Source organism: Corynebacterium sp. UBA4397 (assembly GCF_002390965.1).
Lineage (GTDB): Bacteria > Actinomycetota > Actinomycetes > Mycobacteriales > Mycobacteriaceae > Corynebacterium > Corynebacterium flavescens.
In genome coordinates this window covers 1-17,599 of sequence record NZ_DGRD01000025.1, presented here as the reverse complement: position 1 = coordinate 17,599, position 17,599 = coordinate 1, and the positions used below count along the sequence as shown (strand labels likewise).

Annotated in this window: 15 protein-coding genes and 1 tRNA gene; 7 read left to right on the top strand and 9 right to left on the bottom strand. The window is 62.0% G+C overall.

Translation table 11 applies throughout. The annotated features are described in order from the left end of the window. Nucleotides 1–14: 14 nt before the first annotated feature. Complete coding sequence (locus B2696_RS05365; protein ID WP_075728897.1) at nucleotides 15–902, top strand: alpha/beta hydrolase; 888 nt, start codon at nucleotides 15–17, stop codon at nucleotides 900–902. On the opposite strand, the gene B2696_RS05360 is transcribed toward B2696_RS05365, so the two are convergent. From B2696_RS05360 to B2696_RS05340, 5 genes are all read right to left on the bottom strand, one after another. Continuing rightward, nucleotides 903–4,412: an arabinosyltransferase domain-containing protein gene (locus tag B2696_RS05360; RefSeq protein ID WP_286954322.1), complete on the bottom strand. Its 3,510-nt coding sequence runs from the start codon at nucleotides 4,410–4,412 to the stop codon at nucleotides 903–905. It lies immediately after the preceding gene. A gap of 111 nt (nucleotides 4,413–4,523) precedes the next feature. After that, the gene (locus B2696_RS05355; RefSeq protein ID WP_286954321.1) at nucleotides 4,524–6,512 is read right to left on the bottom strand and encodes a galactan 5-O-arabinofuranosyltransferase; all 1,989 of its coding nucleotides are present in this window, start codon (nucleotides 6,510–6,512) and stop codon (nucleotides 4,524–4,526) included. A gap of 182 nt (nucleotides 6,513–6,694) precedes the next feature. Continuing rightward, nucleotides 6,695–7,453 carry a decaprenylphospho-beta-D-erythro-pentofuranosid-2-ulose 2-reductase gene (locus tag B2696_RS05350; RefSeq protein WP_075728899.1) on the bottom strand — a complete coding sequence of 253 codons (759 nt, stop codon included), beginning with the start codon at nucleotides 7,451–7,453 and terminating at the stop codon, nucleotides 6,695–6,697. A gap of 19 nt (nucleotides 7,454–7,472) precedes the next feature. Further along, nucleotides 7,473–8,876 (bottom strand): FAD-binding oxidoreductase, encoded by a 1,404-nt coding sequence (locus B2696_RS05345; protein WP_286954320.1) that lies wholly within the window; start codon nucleotides 8,874–8,876, stop codon nucleotides 7,473–7,475. Between the two features lie 126 nt (nucleotides 8,877–9,002). After that, nucleotides 9,003–9,278, bottom strand: coding sequence for a hypothetical protein (locus B2696_RS05340; protein ID WP_075728901.1), 276 nt, complete (start codon nucleotides 9,276–9,278; stop codon nucleotides 9,003–9,005). 34 nt (nucleotides 9,279–9,312) lie between these two features. Here B2696_RS05340 and B2696_RS05335 point away from each other — a divergent pair, with 34 nt between their 5' ends. The 4 genes from B2696_RS05335 (at nucleotide 9,313) to B2696_RS05320 (ending at nucleotide 11,689) form a co-directional block, all read left to right on the top strand. After that, nucleotides 9,313–9,786, top strand: coding sequence for a hypothetical protein (locus B2696_RS05335; protein ID WP_286954319.1), 474 nt, complete (start codon nucleotides 9,313–9,315; stop codon nucleotides 9,784–9,786). A 21-nt stretch (nucleotides 9,787–9,807) separates the two neighbouring features. Next, nucleotides 9,808–10,704 carry a hypothetical protein gene (locus B2696_RS05330; RefSeq protein ID WP_286954318.1) on the top strand — a complete coding sequence of 299 codons (897 nt, stop codon included), beginning with the start codon at nucleotides 9,808–9,810 and terminating at the stop codon, nucleotides 10,702–10,704. 68 nt (nucleotides 10,705–10,772) lie between these two features. Beyond that, nucleotides 10,773–11,189 carry a GtrA family protein gene (locus tag B2696_RS05325; protein WP_075730953.1) on the top strand — a complete coding sequence of 139 codons (417 nt, stop codon included), beginning with the start codon at nucleotides 10,773–10,775 and terminating at the stop codon, nucleotides 11,187–11,189. Nucleotides 11,190–11,212: 23 nt separating this feature from the next. Then, the gene (locus B2696_RS05320) at nucleotides 11,213–11,689 is read left to right on the top strand and encodes a GtrA family protein (RefSeq protein ID WP_075728903.1); all 477 of its coding nucleotides are present in this window, start codon (nucleotides 11,213–11,215) and stop codon (nucleotides 11,687–11,689) included. Here the strand turns inward: B2696_RS05320 and B2696_RS05315 are convergent, their stop codons facing one another. From B2696_RS05315 to B2696_RS05305, 3 genes are read right to left on the bottom strand one after another with little or no spacing between them, the layout of a single operon-like run. After that, a complete protein-coding gene (locus B2696_RS05315; protein WP_276622522.1) occupies nucleotides 11,690–12,604 on the bottom strand; it encodes a glycosyltransferase in 915 nt (304 codons plus the stop codon). It abuts the gene before it with no gap. A gap of 23 nt (nucleotides 12,605–12,627) precedes the next feature. Next, a complete protein-coding gene (locus B2696_RS05310) occupies nucleotides 12,628–13,437 on the bottom strand; it encodes an ABC transporter ATP-binding protein (RefSeq protein ID WP_075728905.1) in 810 nt (269 codons plus the stop codon). A gap of 19 nt (nucleotides 13,438–13,456) precedes the next feature. Continuing rightward, on the bottom strand, nucleotides 13,457–14,308 hold the full coding sequence (locus B2696_RS05305) for an ABC transporter permease (RefSeq protein ID WP_084559244.1): 852 nt from the start codon (nucleotides 14,306–14,308) through the stop codon (nucleotides 13,457–13,459). 217 nt (nucleotides 14,309–14,525) lie between these two features. On the opposite strand from B2696_RS05305, the gene B2696_RS05300 reads away from it, so the two are divergent. After that, nucleotides 14,526–15,782 (top strand): aminotransferase class V-fold PLP-dependent enzyme, encoded by a 1,257-nt coding sequence (locus tag B2696_RS05300; RefSeq protein ID WP_286954317.1) that lies wholly within the window; start codon nucleotides 14,526–14,528, stop codon nucleotides 15,780–15,782. Between the two features lie 6 nt (nucleotides 15,783–15,788). Here the strand turns inward: B2696_RS05300 and B2696_RS05295 are convergent, their stop codons facing one another. Next, nucleotides 15,789–16,766, bottom strand: a complete 978-nt coding sequence (locus B2696_RS05295) for an NAD(P)H-quinone oxidoreductase (protein ID WP_286954316.1) — start codon at nucleotides 16,764–16,766, stop codon at nucleotides 15,789–15,791. Nucleotides 16,767–16,870: 104 nt separating this feature from the next. Between B2696_RS05295 and B2696_RS05290 the strand changes: the two genes are divergently transcribed. After that, nucleotides 16,871–16,958: transfer RNA gene (locus B2696_RS05290), tRNA-Ser, on the top strand. The last annotated feature ends 641 nt before the right edge of the window (nucleotides 16,959–17,599 follow it).

Below are 17,599 nucleotides of genomic sequence, written 5' to 3'. Positions count from 1 at the left end.
GTAATCTCGGGGTCATGGCTAAAGAAGAAACTTCCGCTCATGACCCGCACCGCCCCCTCGAGGAGGGCCAGGAATGGCACATCGGCGGCAGTGACCGCCAGCTCAGCGAGCCTGAGCAGCTAGAACAGCTCGCCTCCTACCTAGAGGCGCATTATCCGCTCCCGGATTTCCGTCCGCCGTGGGCCGGGGGAGGCTCGCCGGCGGCGGATCGCTATTGCGCACTCCTGCCGGACCGCATTACGCATGCCGCCATGATGGTCCTCGGCGCAGGCGTAGATCACAGCCTGCCGGGCACTAAGTTCACCGCTGAGATAACCCGCCACGACAGCGAGGTCGGTGCCATCTTTGTACCGCCCACCCCGACTGGGCGCTGGGCGGTATCGCTGCACTCTGGCGGTTGGTGGCGGGGCAATGGCCAGGCTCTGGAGATGCAGTGGCGCCCCGAGGTGGCCGCCGCAGCGCAGCTGTCCGGTACCACGCTTATCGATGTCGATTACCCGCTCGCGCCCGAGCACACCGTCGACGAAATGGTGGCTAGCGTGCGCCGCGCAGTCGAGCATGCCCGAGCCCAAGGCGCGGAATCGGTGACTGTGTGGGGCTATTCCTCCGGCGGTGCCTTGGCGGCGCTGCTATCGAAGGACGTCGATGCGCTCGCGCTTACCTTCCCCGACTTCGCCGCCCTGGGTAATCTTCCCGATACTCTGCGTGCAGGTTATGAGCTGCCCGCTGTCGATTCTTATCCCCGCACGCTCGTGCAGACCGCGCTCTATGACGAGGTGGCCAGCCCGGTGACCATACCCAGTGCCGAGCGCGCCGACTACGTTTCCCAGCACCGTATCTCCACCCCGGCTGTGGCGCGGCAGCGCATCATCGATACCGCGGAGTTCCTCAAGTCGGTGTAGCTACTTGTCGTCGGAGCCCTCGGGGCGAACCTTCATCTTCGATTCCTGCCACCATCCGGCGCGCGAGATTGTGTCGTGCTGGATGGCGGCGTCGGCAGGCGCCTGGCCCTGGGAGTTGGTGCGCAGTTCGTACTTTTCGACGGCGCCCCAATCCCGCGCCCAATCATTGTTGAGGTAGCTGGGGATCTCGTAGGAGTAGTTCACTGCCTCAGCCGTGGACATGGCTCCGCCGCCGGAGAAGGACTGGAAATCCGTGAGCGAGGTCTGCGCTGCCGCGTCCGGAAGGATGCGGTACTGCGGGATCTCAGTCACGCCGGCGTAGTGATTGAAGGTGCGCTGGCAGGGGAATTGCAGTGCCACTGACCAGTCGAGCAAGGCCGGGGTCTCCGAGGAGAATTGGGAGTTGAGGGCGGCGAGCTCAGGGACGCGCGGCGGGGTAAAGGCCACCCAATCGTCCTCATCAGTCGAATCATCGACGGCGACGAGGCGTACCGCATTTGCCTCGGCGGGGATCTTATCCATGGCGATGCGCAGGTTGCGCCACTTGGGCGTGGCCCCGACGTCGGAAAGCTCAAGCTCCCCGGTGTCGGAGGCCTTGCCCTGCGCGTCCACGGTGCCATACTCCAGGGTCAGCTCCATGCCCTCCTGCTCGACGCCGTTGACGTCGTGGTGGTAGATGTCGCCGGCGGCGGACACGGCCAGCACAGGCGCGTTGTCCTTGCGCTCGGGCAGACGGTACCACTGGGTGGTGACTTCCGCGGTGGACTGCTGGTTCGCAGCGTAGGAGCCGAGGACAGGGACCTTGGTGTAATCGAGGTTGAAGGGCAGGTGCATCTGGGAGCCATTGACGCCCTCAGTGCCGCGTACCCCGCCTTCGGAGGTGGAGTTGGAGCCGCTGGACTCGTTGGCGCTCTTGCTGCTTCCCTCGCGCGAATCCTGCGCGTTGGTGGCGCCGCCAGCGGAGCCGGAACCCTGGTTGCTTTGGTTTGCAGAACCGGTGGAATCATCGCGGTTGACGTTGCCACCCAGTGAAGGATCGGTCCCAGAGGTGGCGCTGCCGCTGTCGGTAGCACCGCCGCCACCGATGGCGCCGACGGATGCGGAGTTCATGTTCTCCGGCTCGATGGAATCAGGGATGCCATTGGGATCGAAGCCGCGGAAATCCTCGTCCGGATTGATGAGGGAATCACCGAGATCACCGCGGACCGGGGCGAGGAAGGAATCATTGGTATTGGTCTCGACCATGGTGGCATCCGCCAAGGAGCATACGTCTCCCTTCAAGGAAGCGAGGTTGCCCTTGCCCACCGAATAGGAATCCGCCTGGGCCACGTAGCCCTTGGCAAAGGAGGCGCAGGAGAAGGCCACCATGAGGACGCAGGCGATGCCGATAGGAGCGGACATCAAACCAGACCAACGCGAGGCCTTCGCGGCGGCGGAGCGCTCGAATTCCGCGATGTTATCCTTGGCGCTGGCCTTGGATTTGCGGTGATTGTGCACCAGGGACTGGCCGACCCCGATTGCCAGGATGACAATGGCGATGAGGAGGAGGATCGTATTCGCCTCCACCGCCTTGAATTGCACGGTGCGATCCCACCACGGGATGCCGAAGGAAGAAACGTACCACCAGGCATTCCAGCCGGCGAAGGAGATGGCCAAGAGGAATACCACCGAGGCGATGGCGAAGGTTCGCGCGCGGGGCGAGCGCATCGCAATCTGGGAAAGCACCACCGCCCCGAGCGCGGCGATGACCCCGGCCACGCCGGCGTAGATGCCGAAGTGGTGGGTCCACTTGGTGGGAGTAAACATCAGGAAGAACATGGACAGCGCCACGATGAGGAGCAGGCGCTGGGTCGGGCCGACCTCGGCGCCGACAACGCGGCGATCCTTGATGAAGGCATAGGCAATGAGAGCCAGGCAGAAGAGCATGGTGAACATGGCGAAACGCCTTGTCATCGAGCCATCGACCGATTGCTGGAACAAGGTGGTGTAGCGAACGTACTCCGAGTACCACGGCAGCGAAGGGCCTACCTCCGAGCGCACTCGGGTGGATTCTAGGACCGTGGCCAGCGTCTGGTCCCCGAAGGCGGCGACCATGATCGCGGTGCCGACAGCAAGGAAAGGCGCCACCATGGTCAGCCAGCCGCGGACCCCGCCGCCCATTGCGCTTACGCGCTGCGACATGATGGCAAAAAGGCGCGGCAAGCAGACCAAGAACACCCCGACGGCGAAGAGGCCCGTGGGGCCTGCGCCTAGGGTGATGGTGGCGAAAAGCGTGCCGAATGCAGCGGGCAAAAGGCGCTGGGTGGCGATGGCGCGCTCGAAAGAAGCCCAGGTGAGCATGACGCCGAGAGCCACAATGGGCTCTGGGCGGGTGCCGTTGTTATAAGGCAGCCAGAAGGCTAGGAACATGAAAGCGGCGGTCCACTGGGCCACGCGGCGATCACTGACCACCGCGCCGAAGCGCGGGAGAATCTCGCGCGAGAGGATGAACCAGACTATGAGCGCGGAGACCAATGCGGGCAAACGCACAAACATCGAGGAGCTAGAAATGCCCGCGAGGAAGGCAATCAGGTCATAGAAGGGTGAGCCGAAAGGCGCCTCGGGAACGCCGTACCAGCGGTAGTAGTTCGCCATATAGGTGGCGTGATCAGCAACACGGCCCATGGTGAGGATGAAGCCGTCATCCGAGGTATTGGAGCCGAAGATATGCCAAAAGCCCAAGACGGCCGCAACCACCGCGTCGAGGGGGCGAATTTGCTTCCAGGTAGGAGGCATAAAGCCGAGGCGGCGGCCATCAAGGCGATCGATGCGCCACAGGCAGAACAAGCTGAGAATAACCATCGCTATGCCCAGCCACATGGCCGCAGTCTTGATCACTGATGGGGAGGAGGTAAAACGCGAATTGACCTCGACGTGGACGTTCATTCCATCCGCGGCGAGAGCTGCGGCGTTTGCCGGGGAGTCATCGATCTCGGTGTAAATACCGGTGACCTGCGGGCGTTTGTCCTCGTCCGTGGTTTCCTTGTGCTTGCCCACGCTCACGGAGGTTTCTTCCCCAGTCGCGGAGATATGCAGCATCGCGTTGCTGGGAAGCTCGGAGACCTCCTTGGCATTGAGCGCGAGGAGCACCTCATCTAGGGAAGTGACCGAAAGGCCCTCCGTATCAGCGCGCACGAACATGCCGCGATTGGAGGCCTTTGGTGATTCCGGCGGGACGGTGCCGTAGAGCAGGTTTTGGCCCTCCCGCAGATCCGCTATCGCGGAAAGCGGAATGTCCGCCTCAATCGCCTCCGGAGCCACCGAAATGAGCGGCGCGTTGACTGACTGCAGGGAATCATTCTGCGGCCAGTCGAAGGAGGATTGCGTTTGATTCACCGGGAGAAGTGGCGTGGCCACAAAACACAGAAAACCGATGATTCCGGCAACTATCGCCGTCAGCCGCAGCCAACGCGGGGATGCCGCGATGGTTGGGCGAGGCTCGTTTTTCTTCGAGGCGAGGCTAACTGACACGGCGAATAGTCTACGTCACCGCTTGGGGTTTTCGGGACTCGTCGCCGCGCGGAGCGTGAAATACTGAGTGCTACTGAGTGCTACTGAGTGCTATTGAGTGCTATTGGGGCCTCAAGAGGCGTCACTGCGCACGGCGACCACGAAGGGGCCTATCTGCTTGGTGTCCCAGCCTTCCGTGAAGACCTCCGGGTTAAAGAACACGGAGCGATAGCGCACGTTGGGCTGATTCGGGTAGATGTCATCGGCCAAGTGAGTCTTAAAACCATCGCCCGGATCCTCCAGGTTGCCGCGGAAGATCATCACATCCGGCCCACGCCATGGCGCAGATTCCAAGGCCTGCCGGAACTGTGCGGGGTCTTGCTCCCAGGAGTCTTTGCTCCATTGTTGAATCTGCTCATTGCGGACACTGAACTCGCCCAAGGGGTTGGCGTAGTGGCTGGTAAAAGCATTAAATCCGAAGTAGGGGTTATAGCCCATAAAAAGCTTCTCATCCGTGAGCACCACGGTGTCATCTGCGGGGTGACCATGGGAATCAATGAAGTCACGGATGTCGATGAAGTGGCGGCTGGAATCACTGGTGAAACGGTCGCCGCGCTCGCCGTAGCCATCCGTATCGGAATAAGCGTGGTCGAGCGCAGACTCATTGGCCTCGGGGATCTGCTGGGCGTAATGGATCCCGCCCAGTGCCAGCACAGCGAGGAAGGCAGCGTTGAGGCGCTGGCGTAGCTTGAGATCGACAACCTGAGGATAGAGCGCCTTAAACCCGCTCAGCCGAAGCTCCGCAAGTGCGAGGATGCCCGCCGTAGCGAAAGTTAGAACGACGGCTATCTCCAAACGGAAGCCCAGCAGAGTAGAACCGATGAGCGTGACAATCATGGAAGCCAGGATCCACAGATAGAGACCAATGAGAGCACAGGTCAGGGAGAGGATCTCCGGCGTTTCCAGCCTTATCATCAGGTAGACCAGACCGATAAGACAGAGCAGGCCAATGATGCTGAAGGAGAGGAAGGGAACCGGAACCTGCGTTCCCTCCTGGGGCAGGTAGTGCTGCGCGGTCGATTCCAGCGGCGTCGATGCCCGCAGCGCCGCCAAGACATAAGGGCCCCACGCTATGGAGGCTATGGCAATGGAGCCAACCCCGATGATGATAGTGCGGAAAATCGGGCGCCACTGCCGCCTGTAGATAGCGGTAAGCAGCGCCAGCCAACACACGACGGTCAGCGCAACTGCACCGGTGAAAAGGGTATAGAAGGTGGCGGATATCCCCAGGTACAAGGTGATGCCGATGGTCGAGGCCCAGGAGCCGGCGAAAGCATGTGCGCACATCACGGCGACTGCGGGAACGCCCATCGCGATGACCGCGGAATAGGGTTCCTCAGCACCGAGGGTCGCGGTTACCGCGGTGGTGACCAAGGCGATGGCGGTGGCTACCGGCAGCGAGCCCGTCAGGCGCTGCCAGATGGGCACGAGGATACAGCCAGCAACCGCGATGGAGATGAGGGACCAAGGCTGGAAGACTTCCCAGCCGGGTATTCCCAACAGGTGCGCTAGGCGCCCGCCCATCCAGAACCAGCCCAGAGGATAGAAGGTGGGCAGGCCCTCGTAGTTCATGTCGGCGTAGCCCATCTGGTCGGCCGAACGGGTAAGGAACTGCGTGCGGAAGACCTGATCCACCTGGACTCCGTCGAGCCACAGGCGCGTTGCCGAAAGCGGTAGTCCGAGCGCGGCGAGTATCAAAAGCGCGGGGGAGAGGTAGCTGACCACATAAGTCAGCCACGTGCGCCAGCGCGGACGCGGGACACGGCCGCCCTCTTTTTCTTTATACCCATCACGGATCCATAGCGTGGCCAAGACAGCGACGAGGACAACCGTGGCCACTATTCCTACGGTGCATAGAGCGCGGGTGACCATGGAGGTATTGAAAGCAGGCAGAGAAATCCTGTGGAAGATGTACCAACCAGCCAAGGTGAGTAGACCACTGCCCAAAGCCGTGACCGCTATCCCGATGAGGGCGGTCCTAAGCGGTAGACGGTCGGGAGCGTATTCCTGCAGCGCGGGAGGGGTGGGGCGTGCAAAGATGTCGGCAGCTGGACTTGTCATGTCCCATAGTTTCCCACAAATGCAGTTCGGTTTAAGAACCAGCGGGGCTTTCCACGCCAGATTCCTGAGACTTCTCGCCTGCTGCACGAGGGAAAACGAAGGGAGGACACGGCCACTCGGCACAGAAACACTCTGTGCTGGGCGACCATGCCCCCCGCGTTTAAATCCGCTAGCGCCTGAGCTTAGAAAGGCAGCTTGCGGAAAATCGCCTGCGGGATGAACTTGAAGGCGAGCGAGACATATTGGAAGAGCGGATGCACGAAGATCGCTTGCTTGTGCTCGACGACGGCCTTCACGGTGGCCTCGGCTACGTCGGAGACGTTGACGGTCAGCGGCGCCTCGCCGGCCTCCGCGGACATCTTGGTGCGGACCTGACCGGGGCGGACAACGAGGACGTTGGCGCCGGTGCCGCGCAGGGCTTCGTCAAGGTTGATGAAGAATCCATCGACGCCGGCCTTGGCGGCACCGTAGACAAAGTTGGAGCGGCGCACGCGCATGCCGGCCACGGAGCTCAGCGCCACGATGGTGCCGTGTCCCTGCTCCTTGAAGTACTGACCCAGCAAGACGCCGAGGGAGACGGGAGCAGTGAAGTTGGTCTCCGCAGATGCGACTGCCTTGGCCTGGTCCTGCCACAGCTCTTCCTGGTCACCGAGGGTGCCGAAGGCGATGATGGCGACGTCGACATCGCCGCGCTCCCAGGCGCTGGCTACGACCTGCGGGTGAGAGGAGAAATCGGTGGCGTCGAAGTCAATGACCTCGACGTCTGCCCCGCGGGCCTTAAGGTCCGCGGTGGCCTGAGCGATGCGCGGGGAATCGTGGCGGGCGGCCAAGGTCACCTTGGCGGGGCCGCGCTGGAGGAACTCCTCGACGATTCCCAGTCCGATCTCGGAGGTACCGCCGAGGAGGAAGATGTGCTGTGCTTGGCCTACTGCGTTAAGCATTGTCTAGTAGTCCTTTCGATTAGTGCAGCTCGAGGCGGCGGGACATGTCGGAGGCAAAGACCCCGGTCGGGTCGATGTCGTTGCGGGTCTTGAGCCAGCCTTCCATACCTGGGTACATCTTATGGAAAGTCTCCGGCGAGGTACGAGATTCCTTGGCCAGGTAGAGGCGGCCGCCGAATTCCAATACTCGGCGATCGAGATCGTCGAGGAAGGCGCCGAGGCCGGGACGGATGGGGAAGTCGACGCAGACATTCCAGCCAGGCATGGGATAAGACAGCGGAGCCTTGTTGCCTGGGCCGAAGAGCTTGAACACGTTGAGCGCCGAGTAGTGCCCGGAGCGCTGCATATCGCGAATGATCTCCTTGAAGGGCTCAACGGCGTCGGTCGGCACAACGAACTGGTACTGCAAGAAGCCCTTGGAGCCGTATCCACGGTTCCATTCGCCGATGAGATCGAGGGGCTGATAGAACTGCGTGAGGTTCTTGACCTTGTTATAGGCCGGCGCGCCCATGGCATAGTAGGCCTCGCCGATGGCCATGAGCGTGAGCTTGTTCATGGTCCATGAGGGGAAGATGTCCGGCACGGTCATCAGCTGCGGGGCATTGAACTTGAGCGGATCCTTCGCCAGCTTCGGAGCCAGCTCCTCGAGCTGCGCCAGGGTGGCCAGGGAGCCGCGCGAAATAGTGGAGCGGCCCAGCTTGGGCTCTGGTGAGATGACATCGAACCACGCGGAGGAATAGGTGTAGTTCTTCTCCGAGCCATCGGAGTGGAAGGCCACCGTCTCTTCGAGGTTGTCGGTGCGGTCCGTATCGGCCACGAAGTAGGCGGTCTCGGTCTTGGTCATGCGGATCTTCGCCCGCAGGATGATGCCGGTCAGGCCCATGCCGCCTACAGTGGCCCAGAAGAGCTCGGACTTCTCGCCCTCAGGCTCGAGGTGCAGGACCCGGCCATCAGCAACGAGGAGCTCCATGGAAACCACGTGGTTGCCAAAGGAGCCGGCGCTGTGGTGGTTCTTGCCGTGAATATCAGGGCCGATGGCGCCACCGATGGTGACCTGGCGGGTGCCGGGCAGAACCGGTACCCACAGGCCATAAGGGATGGCGGCTTTCATCAGCTGGTCCAGGGTGACGCCACCGTCGACGTCAACGATGGCGGATTCCGGATCGATGGAGTGGATCTTGTTCAGCGGCTGCATGTCGATGACGAGTCCGCCGCCGTTTTGGGCAGGATCGCCGTAGGAGCGGCCCATGCCGCGGGCAATGACGCCGCGGCGCAGGTGGCCTGGTTTGGTGGAGTTATCGTCAGCAACCTGGGCGACGGCCTTCTTGATGACGTCGACGTCTTCGGTCGAGACGACGTGTGCGGTTGTTGGGGCGGTGCGGCCCCAGCCGTACAGGGACTTTTCGGTGGTATGTAGTTCCATCTCTTACTCTTTGCTCGACGTGATGTATCGCTCCTAGCCTACTCACGTAGGTGGCGCGGGGAGGGGACCGAATTAAGTGACATTCGGAACAAAACGGACGCTTGTACTGCCCGAATATGTTGTTTACTACAGATCCATCAGCTCCCGAATCTCTGCGGGGAGCTCCTCCTGGGAAGTGATTTCTGGGCCCTCATACTCACGCAGTAACTGATACACCCTCCCGCGCGAGTGGGAATCGAGCATGGGAAGCTCTTGGGCCATGAGCCTCGTCATAAAACCATCTAGGGGAAGCGCGGTGTGCTCGGTGGCTAGGAAGTGCCCGTTGCGGCGGTCATCATTATCGCGCTGATCTTGCGCGGCTTGTTGCACCGGCGTGAGGTGCTCTTTTTTCGCGTCATACATGCGCTCTAGAGTACCGCCGCTTAAAGTAGATGCCATGACTACAGGGGCCGAGAAGGCAACAAACAACCGCCAAGATAATTATGCGCTCGATGACACACTAACCGGGCGCATTACCCAGGCCGCAGCGGCCGGGATTGTCACCTCCTACCCGGACTGGATTAAAAGCCGCCGTGGGCGCATTGCGGCATATGTGCTCTCCTTCTTCGGCTTCGGTGCTCTCGTGGCCTATACCAACGCCCAGGCCGAGGAGGAAGACAGCGCCGAGCCAGGCACCTTCGAGCCCGTCACGGGCGGCGAGGCTCCTGGTGCCTGGGCCGTGTCCGCGGCCGTCGTGCTCGCCGGGGTGCTGAGCACATGGTTGGGCACGGCGGCATCGCGCCGGGTGGTGCGCGGCCTGCGTAAGCGGGGCTTCGCCAAGCCCTGGACGGTGCTGGGAATCGTTGCTGCGGCAGTGGTTTATAGCACCAGCGAGCTGGAAGCGCGGCGGATTGAAAAACTAGCGCAATAGCTTTTGCGTATTGTGGGCAGCATGAGTTACGGGGTGACCGATCTAGCGCGGGCGCGAGCCAGGCGAGCGGGCACCCCTATCCAATTGCGGCGCGAACCGCTGACCATCATCTGCCAGGTTGCCAATATCCGCGCCGATGCGGAAGTCCACCGTCAGATTGGTTTCAGTGATGCACTGACCTTCAACGAGCTGCATCGCGTGCTCAGCATATGCTTTAGCCTGCCCAAGGAAGACTCCCCGTGGCACTTCTTCGAACACGTCGATGCCCGTGGCGCACGGATCGATCCGCGCCACCAGATCTCGGAGTTCCTGTGGAGAGAGGGCGACCAGGTGGACTTTTCCTGGGGGCTATGGGATTTCGAGATTGTCGTCGCGGAGATCTACCCACGCGATAGCGGCACGCCGCGGGCCCTCTGCGTCGGCGGCTCCGGCTCCCTCTTTCGCAACTTCGATCTCACGGCTATCAACGCCGAGCTCACCGGCCAGGAAACCATCGCCGAGGTGCTTAACATGGTCGCGCCCCCGGTTCGCCGGATGATCGAGCGCACGAAGCTCTATGACTTCGTTCCCCTCCTCCAAGCACTGGATCTGAATCGTCCGGTAGAGGTGAGCAGGCCAACGCGGCACACCCTGCGTAGCCTTCCCCGCGAGGTCACCACCGAGGGCCAGGATGCCTTTTGGGCGATGGCGCTGGCTCTTTCGTGTTTGGGCGGCAAGGAGCTAACTGATTCCGTGGTGGAGACCGCCATGGAAGCGCTGGGTTGGGTTGATGATGACGGCCGCAGCCTGACCGGGGAAAAGATCCGCGCGCTGTGCTCTTCTTCGCTGTCCCAATTGGAACGCGTGGGCGCCTATGGCCCAGCAGCCGACTCGCCGGTGGACCGCTTGGACGTGTACCGCGCATTGCTGCATGGGTAGAGTACTTTCTCGTGACTGATAAACCAGAAGATTCTTCGCAGGGCGCTGCGCGCGCCGTCGCCGAAGACGTGGAGGTACAGGCCTCGAGCACCTCGCTCAAGACGCAGCTCTTCCGCTTCATCTCCGTCGGGGTCTGCACCGCCGCCCTCGACTACAGCCTGACGCTGCTCCTCACCGCGCTCGGTCTGCATCGTTCCGCGGCCAAGGCCCTGGGCTGGGTGGCGGGAACCATCGCCGCCTACATCGCCAACGCGCGGTGGACCTTCGGCGCCCAGGTCTCCGGGCGCACCGCCGGTGCCGTGGCGGCTCTATATGGTTCGACCTTCGTGGTGCAGAACTTCCTCTACTGGGTTCTCAACGCGCCACTTTTGTCTCTGGGTCTCGACGGTGTTGTCAAAGACACCGTCGCCTTCGTCATCGCCCAGGCGGTGGCCACCGTGACCAACTTCGTCATCCAGCGCATATTTATCTTCAAAGATAAATAGAGAGAATTAGACGGGGAAACTAGATGCAGGAGGCCACAGGTCTGGCGCGGGTAGCCGGGCGTCTGGGACGTTCGCATTCTTTGCAGGCCCACGGCCTCAAATTCGCCCTCATCGGCGCCCTGTGCGCGCTTATCGACGGCGGACTGACCTGGACCCTGCAGCTCGGCCTCGAGGTTCTGGATAAGACCCAGGCCCGCGCCGTCGGCTTCGTCGCGGGCACCTGCACCGCCTATTGGCTCAACCGCCGTTGGACCTTCAACGCCCGAGGCTCCACCCGGCGTTTCCTGGCGGTGGCGGCGACCTACGCGCTTACCTTCGGCATCAACATGCTGCTTTACGATGTCGTCTTCGACCATCTCACCCATCAACGCTGGGACCCCAACCTCGGCCTGGCTTTAGCCTTTGCCGTGGCTCAATTGACGGCAACGCTGGTCAATTTCTTCATTCAGCGCTGGGTGATCTTCCGCTCGACGCGTAAGTCCTTCGAGGTCACAGACTAACTAAGGGCGGCGAAAATCCTCGGTGCGTCCGCGGTTATGGAGCTTGAGCCATTGCCAAAATCCCCGCGGATCGTGGCGCTGAACCAGGAAGAACCAGCCAAAGCGGGCGAATTCCTGGGGCAGAAGCTTGCGCATACCGCGCTGCCACAGCAGGTAACCGCGGTTGCGGTAGGTAAAGAAACGCTTGAACTCGCCCTCCGGATACTGCGTGTGCATCCGCCCGCCCAAAATGGGCTTGAACTCATCAGAGCCATCTGGGTGCAGGTAGCTCGTGGTCAGCGCGGTGCCAAAGGCGAGGCCAGAGCCCTGCAGGCGGCGGTGATATTCAACCTCATCGCCGCGGATGAACAGGCGGTAGTCCGGCACCCCGATGATTTCCATGGCCTCAGCCGAGATCAGCGCGCCGTTAAAGAGAGAGGCAATACCGGGCAGGAACTCGCCCTCAAGCTCATCCATACGCCGCCGCCATACCAGGCCTTGGCGCAGCGGAAAGGCCAGGCGGCCTGGGTCAGCGATATTGCATACCGCGGGGGAGACCTCGTGGAGCTGATGCGCCTCCGCTACCCGGTAGAGCTCCTCGAGCACGTGGGAATCGGCCGGCCGGCCATCATCGTCGGCGCACCACACCGCATCAGCCCCTAAGGCCAAGGCATGCAAAAAGCCCAGTGCAAAGCCGCCCGCCCCGCCCAAGTTGGTGTGGGAGGCGATGTAGACCGCGCGATCTCCGGCGCGATCTTCTACCAAAGCCTGCACGGCTGGGTCGGCGCCGTTATCGACCACGATGACCCATTGGACCGGGTGAGTCTGGTTCACCACCTGATCCAAGGAGGCGCCTAAAAGCTCCACGCGTTGGTGGGTAACGATCACGGCGGCGGTGGTCCCCGCCTTGCTCAAAGTGGCACTCATGGATTCCATTGTGCCACCCGTCAAGCCCGGCCCTAACCTTGAGTGGCCGAGTCGTCCTCGTTGGCAAAGCGCACACGCAGATCGCGGACATACTTGCCTGCCTCGGGGCCCTCGTACTCGCCCACTACCTGCGAAACCTCACCGGCCGAGCGGATGGTGCCGTGGTCTATCCACAGCGCCGTATTACACAGCTGGGCCAAGAAGTCATTGGAGTGCGAGGCAAAAACCAGGATGCCTGAGCGCTTGACCAGCTCTTGTAAGCGCACGCGCGCCTTGGCCATGAAGGCGGCGTCAACCGCGCCAATTCCTTCATCCAGAAGCAGAATCTCTGGCTCGATGGAGGTGACAACGCCCAAGGCCAGGCGCACGCGCATACCAGTGGAGTATGTACGCAGCGGCATGGCGAGATAGTCACCGAGCTCGGAGAACTCTGCGATCTCATCCATCTTATTTTTCATCTGCTTGATGGTCTGACCCAGGAAGAGCCCACGGACGATGATGTTGTCGTACCCGGAGACCTCCGGGTCCATGCCTACGCCCAGGTCGAAGACGGGGGCCACGCGGCCGCGCACCCGAGAAGCGCCGCGGGTGGGCTCGTAGATGTTGGACAATAGGCGCAGAAGAGTGGACTTGCCGGCGCCGTTGTGGCCAACCAAGCCGACGCGATCTCCCTCACGCAGGTGCAGGTTGATGTCCTTCAAGGCCTCGACGACGATGGTGTTATCGGAGTTCTTGCCAATCACGCCGCCGGCCGAGGAAAGCATGGCCTTCTTTAAGGAGCGGGACTTCGCATCAAAGATGGGGAAGTCAACGCAGGCGTTATAAGTATCGATGGAAACCATAATGTGCTTAAAACTCCTTCTAAACCCAGTAGCTCACGCGGAAGCGCCATTGGCGCATGGCTAGGGCGGCAAGCCCGATCCCGGCGAGAGTGCAGCCGATGACTATCCACCAGTGATAAGCCTCAACCGGCTGGCCAATCATGGGGGCGCGCACGACTTCCATGTAGTGATAGAGCGGGTTGAGCTGAGCCAACTTGGCACGCTCAGAGACCGCGCCGCCCTGGTTTTCCAGCGTATCCGTCATCCAGACAATTGGCGTGACATAAAACAGCAGCTGCGTCAGCGCCTCGAGCAAGGGAGCAATATCGCGGAAGCGAGTGGCCACGATGCCGAAGAACATGGCTACCCACACGCCGTTAATAAGCAGCAAGGCTAGGCCCGGGATGATGAGGAGGAACTCCCAGCCTAGGTGACGCGGGAAGATGATGATAAGCAGGACCCAAATGATGAGGTTATGAGCCAAGAACAGGGTTTGGCGCCACACCAGGCGGTACACGTGAACCGATAAAGGCGCGGGCAGCTGCTTGATGAGTCCTTCATTCTCAATGAAGACCGTGGAGCCTTCCTTGATCGCGCCGGAGATGAAGTTCCACATGATAAGGCCCACCGTGACGTGGGGGAGGAACTGTGCAGTGGGAATCTGAAAGAGCATGGAATAGAGCAGGCCCAAGGCTGCAGCCATGACACCGGTGGCGATGGTGATCCAGAAGGGGCCGAGCACCGAGCGGCGGTAGCGCTGCTTGATGTCTTGGATGCCCAGCATGAACCACAACTCGCGTTGACGTGCGCCCTGGAGCAGATCCGCGAAGGCGGCCCGGAACGTCTTGGATTGGGACGCTGGGACCTCGCCTTCGACGGTGGAGGCGACCATGCGCGCGACGTCGGCGCGCTGTTGATTGTTATCGTGCACGTCAATTACCCTAGCGCGCGGTGCAGACAAACGGGGATCTACACGCCGCCTATACTGGGAAAACACTCCTGTGCTGGGAAGATCCAGATTTAGGCAACGGGGCTTAAACGCGTATAGAGTAGATAAGCGATTGACTGCAGAAGTCGTCCAAACTAAAACGTGAGGGAAAGGTAGATCGATGCCACTAGGCTTGCCGCCTCAGTATGACGTTGCTAGCGTGCGAGGTCTCTACACCGGCTTGGCTGATGGCTGGACCTACCTCAACGCGCACACCGACCCGCAGATCTCCGAGCGTGTGGCCGCGGGAGTCTCCCGCGCTTTCCGCATGTCGGCGGCTGTATCCACCCACGAGTCCTCCGGCGGTGCGCACTCCGCGCCGACGGGCCCGCGGCGGCTGGTGGGAAACACCCACTACGATGCCGCCCGCATGGCGGTAGCGGATCTCGTCGGCGCCCAAGCTGACCGCGTGGTACTGGGTCCCTCTCTACCCGTTTTGTATAGCTCACTGTCGCGCGCTTTGCGCCCGCTGTTGCGGCGCAATTCCTCGGTAGTTCTCTCCAAGCTGGATCCGCCGGAACTCTACTCGGCCTTCGCCGAGGTCAACGCCGATACGCGCTGGGCGCAGCCGGATCTGGGCACGGGCGAGCTGCCCGGCTTCCAATTCTCCGAGCTGGTGGATGGTTCCACGCGCCTCGTGGCTTTCTCCGCCGCACACGAACTTTTGGGCACCGTATCCCCGGTGCGCGAGATCATGGAGGCCATCCGTTCGCGCTCCCGCGCCTGGACGCTGCTCGACGTCTCTGCGCTCGCCCCCTATCGTCCCATCGCCTTCGATGACCTCGGCGCCGATATCCTCGGCGTTGACCTCGGCTTGCTGGGCGGGCCACAGCTCGCCGCCCTGGTATTCCGCGATACGGCCATGTTCCGCCGGCTTGATGCCTTGAGCCCCGTCAACAGCGAGCACATCGCTGCCAAGCTCGAGACCCCTGTTTCCTCCGGCTTGGCCGGTGGTGTGGGGCCACTGGTAGATCACCTCGCTGCTCTAGCCGGCGGGGAGCGCGGTTCGCGCCGGGTGCGCGTGCATCGTTCCATGGGCGCGCTGCGCGGCTACCTCGACGATCTCGGAGGAGATCTCTATACCTACCTGGGCACGCTGCCGGCCGTACACATCCTCGGGGTTACTGGGGAGGCCGCTGCCGAAGCCTCCGATGACCGCCTACCACGCCTGACCTTCGCCGTGCGCGGCGTGCCCGCTGAGACCGTGCACCAGCGCCTCTTCGACAACGGGTTGGTGACCACCCTGGCCCCGCGCACCCCACTGCTCACGGAGATGGGCGTTGATGAGGTCGGCGGGGCGGTTACCGTCGCGCTCGGCCCCTTCAATACCCGCCACGACATCGAGCACCTCACCCGCGTCGTGGCCTCCCTGGCCTAAACCCTTCTAGCCCTCGCTTGAGTTCTCGCCGATCTCGAGCACCAGCTTTCCGGTGACCTCGCCGGAGTCGAGCAGGGTGTGGGCGCGGGCGGCTTCGCCAAGCGGCAACACTTTGTGGATATGGTGACGCACCGTGCCATCCGCCAGCCACGGCCACACGTGGCGCACCGTCTCCGCGACGATCTCTGACTTCTTCTCCACGCTGCGCGAGCGCAACGTGGTGCCCCGCAGTGCCAGGCGCTTGGCCAAGAGCACTCCCATGTTCAGCTCCGCCTTCGTGCCGCCTTGCAGCCCTATTGTCACCAGCTGGCCGTCCGTGGCCAGAGCCTTGAGGTTGTCTTTCAAGTACTTCGCGCCGATGATGTCGAGGATGACGTCGCAGGAGTTCTTCAGCTCCGCCGCGAAGTCCTGCTCGCGATAGCTGATGAGGATATCGGCGCCATATTCGCGGCAGACCTCCAGCTTTTCTGGCGAACCAGCGGTGACGGCCACCTGCGCGCCCAGCGCCTTGGCCACCTGGATGGCGAAGGTGCCGATGCCGCCCGCCCCGCCGTGAATGAGAATCCTCTGCCCACTGTGCAGGTTGGCCGTCATCACCAGGTTCGACCACACGGTGCAGGCCACCTCTATCACGGAGGCCGCCTCCGTCAGGGAATAGCTCGCGGGGATGGGCAGCAGCTGGCCTTCCGGCACGGCCACGTACTCGGCATAAGCCCCGCCTGCGAGCAGGGCTCCTACCTTTTCGCCGACCTTGCGCCCAGTATCACCAGAATCGACAATAGTACCTGCGCATTCCAGGCCAATGATCTCCGAAGCCCCAGGCGGCGGCGGATAATGCCCCCGGGCCTGGAGCAGATCAGCGCGGTTGACTCCCGCGGCATGCACCTTGAGAAGTACTTCCCCCGGGCCTGGGGTGGGGGTGTCCACCTCGACCAGGGCGAGCGAGTGTGGGTCATCATTATTGGTGAGTTGAATTGCTTTCATGCCCGCCCAGCTTAGGGAAAGCGGGGGCGGGTTTCTAGGAACAGGCCGACTCGGGTAACCTATGACTGTTGCGCGTGAGGCTTGCCTTGGACCGCGCGGCATATGGAGACGTGGCAGAGCGGCCGAATGCACTGGTCTTGAAAACCAGCGTGGGGAAACTCACCGCGGGTTCAAATCCCGCCGTCTCCGCCAATGTCCTCAGTCGCGTCATCGTTGACATATGAGCGCGACATGGTGGACAAATCCGGCAGTTTCTGTTCTGAGAACAGTGGCTGCCGGATTTGCATTTCTGAACCAAGATTTCATCTGTTGGAGCGGGTTGAGGAATCCCTTTCCTTGTCTTTCTTGCGGCTGCTAGGGCTCTAAGCGCCGCTTAACCGCATCCGTGGGGACACGCTTCAAGGCGGCCGCGCTTTGACTCTGTGCGCCTTGTAGCTGCTGCTATAACAGGCCTGCGACGCGCGAAACCAGCAGCTCTCCTGGGCCTGGCACCAAATCAATGCGGATGGCACCGCGGTTGGGGCTGTTCATGGTGTCAGATACGACGTGACTGATCTGTCACCTATCATTCGGGGCTTCCCAAAACAGCGATGTCGACTATGTCTTGAACACGAACACCGCCGTCTCCGCTAACTTTCACGGCCTGAGGACGCCCACTGATTTTGTTGCCGCTTGAGCCCGATCATTCAGGATAGACCGGATGGCCTTGCTAGCGCGCGGGGTAATTCTGGCGAGGCGGCCCGGCTGTGGATAACCGGGGCGGTGCGGGCGAGTTATCCACAGTTTTCCTTACTGGGTGCGGGTTGGGGATTGTCGTACCGCGTGGCGGGGCC

Coding starts and splice junctions, on each gene's coding strand:
- B2696_RS05365 (WP_075728897.1), top strand. CDS start 15: ATGGCTAAAGAAGAAACTTCCGCTCATGACCCGCACCGCCCCCTCGAG.
- B2696_RS05355 (WP_286954321.1), bottom strand. CDS start 6,512: ATGACAAGTCCAGCTGCCGACATCTTTGCACGCCCCACCCCTCCCGCG.
- B2696_RS05350 (WP_075728899.1), bottom strand. CDS start 7,453: ATGCTTAACGCAGTAGGCCAAGCACAGCACATCTTCCTCCTCGGCGGT.
- B2696_RS05345 (WP_286954320.1), bottom strand. CDS start 8,876: ATGGAACTACATACCACCGAAAAGTCCCTGTACGGCTGGGGCCGCACC.
- B2696_RS05340 (WP_075728901.1), bottom strand. CDS start 9,278: ATGTATGACGCGAAAAAAGAGCACCTCACGCCGGTGCAACAAGCCGCG.
- B2696_RS05335 (WP_286954319.1), top strand. CDS start 9,313: ATGACTACAGGGGCCGAGAAGGCAACAAACAACCGCCAAGATAATTAT.
- B2696_RS05330 (WP_286954318.1), top strand. CDS start 9,808: ATGAGTTACGGGGTGACCGATCTAGCGCGGGCGCGAGCCAGGCGAGCG.
- B2696_RS05320 (WP_075728903.1), top strand. CDS start 11,213: ATGCAGGAGGCCACAGGTCTGGCGCGGGTAGCCGGGCGTCTGGGACGT.
- B2696_RS05315 (WP_276622522.1), bottom strand. CDS start 12,604: ATGGAATCCATGAGTGCCACTTTGAGCAAGGCGGGGACCACCGCCGCC.
- B2696_RS05310 (WP_075728905.1), bottom strand. CDS start 13,437: ATGGTTTCCATCGATACTTATAACGCCTGCGTTGACTTCCCCATCTTT.
- B2696_RS05305 (WP_084559244.1), bottom strand. CDS start 14,308: ATGGTCGCCTCCACCGTCGAAGGCGAGGTCCCAGCGTCCCAATCCAAG.
- B2696_RS05300 (WP_286954317.1), top strand. CDS start 14,526: ATGCCACTAGGCTTGCCGCCTCAGTATGACGTTGCTAGCGTGCGAGGT.
- B2696_RS05295 (WP_286954316.1), bottom strand. CDS start 16,766: ATGAAAGCAATTCAACTCACCAATAATGATGACCCACACTCGCTCGCC.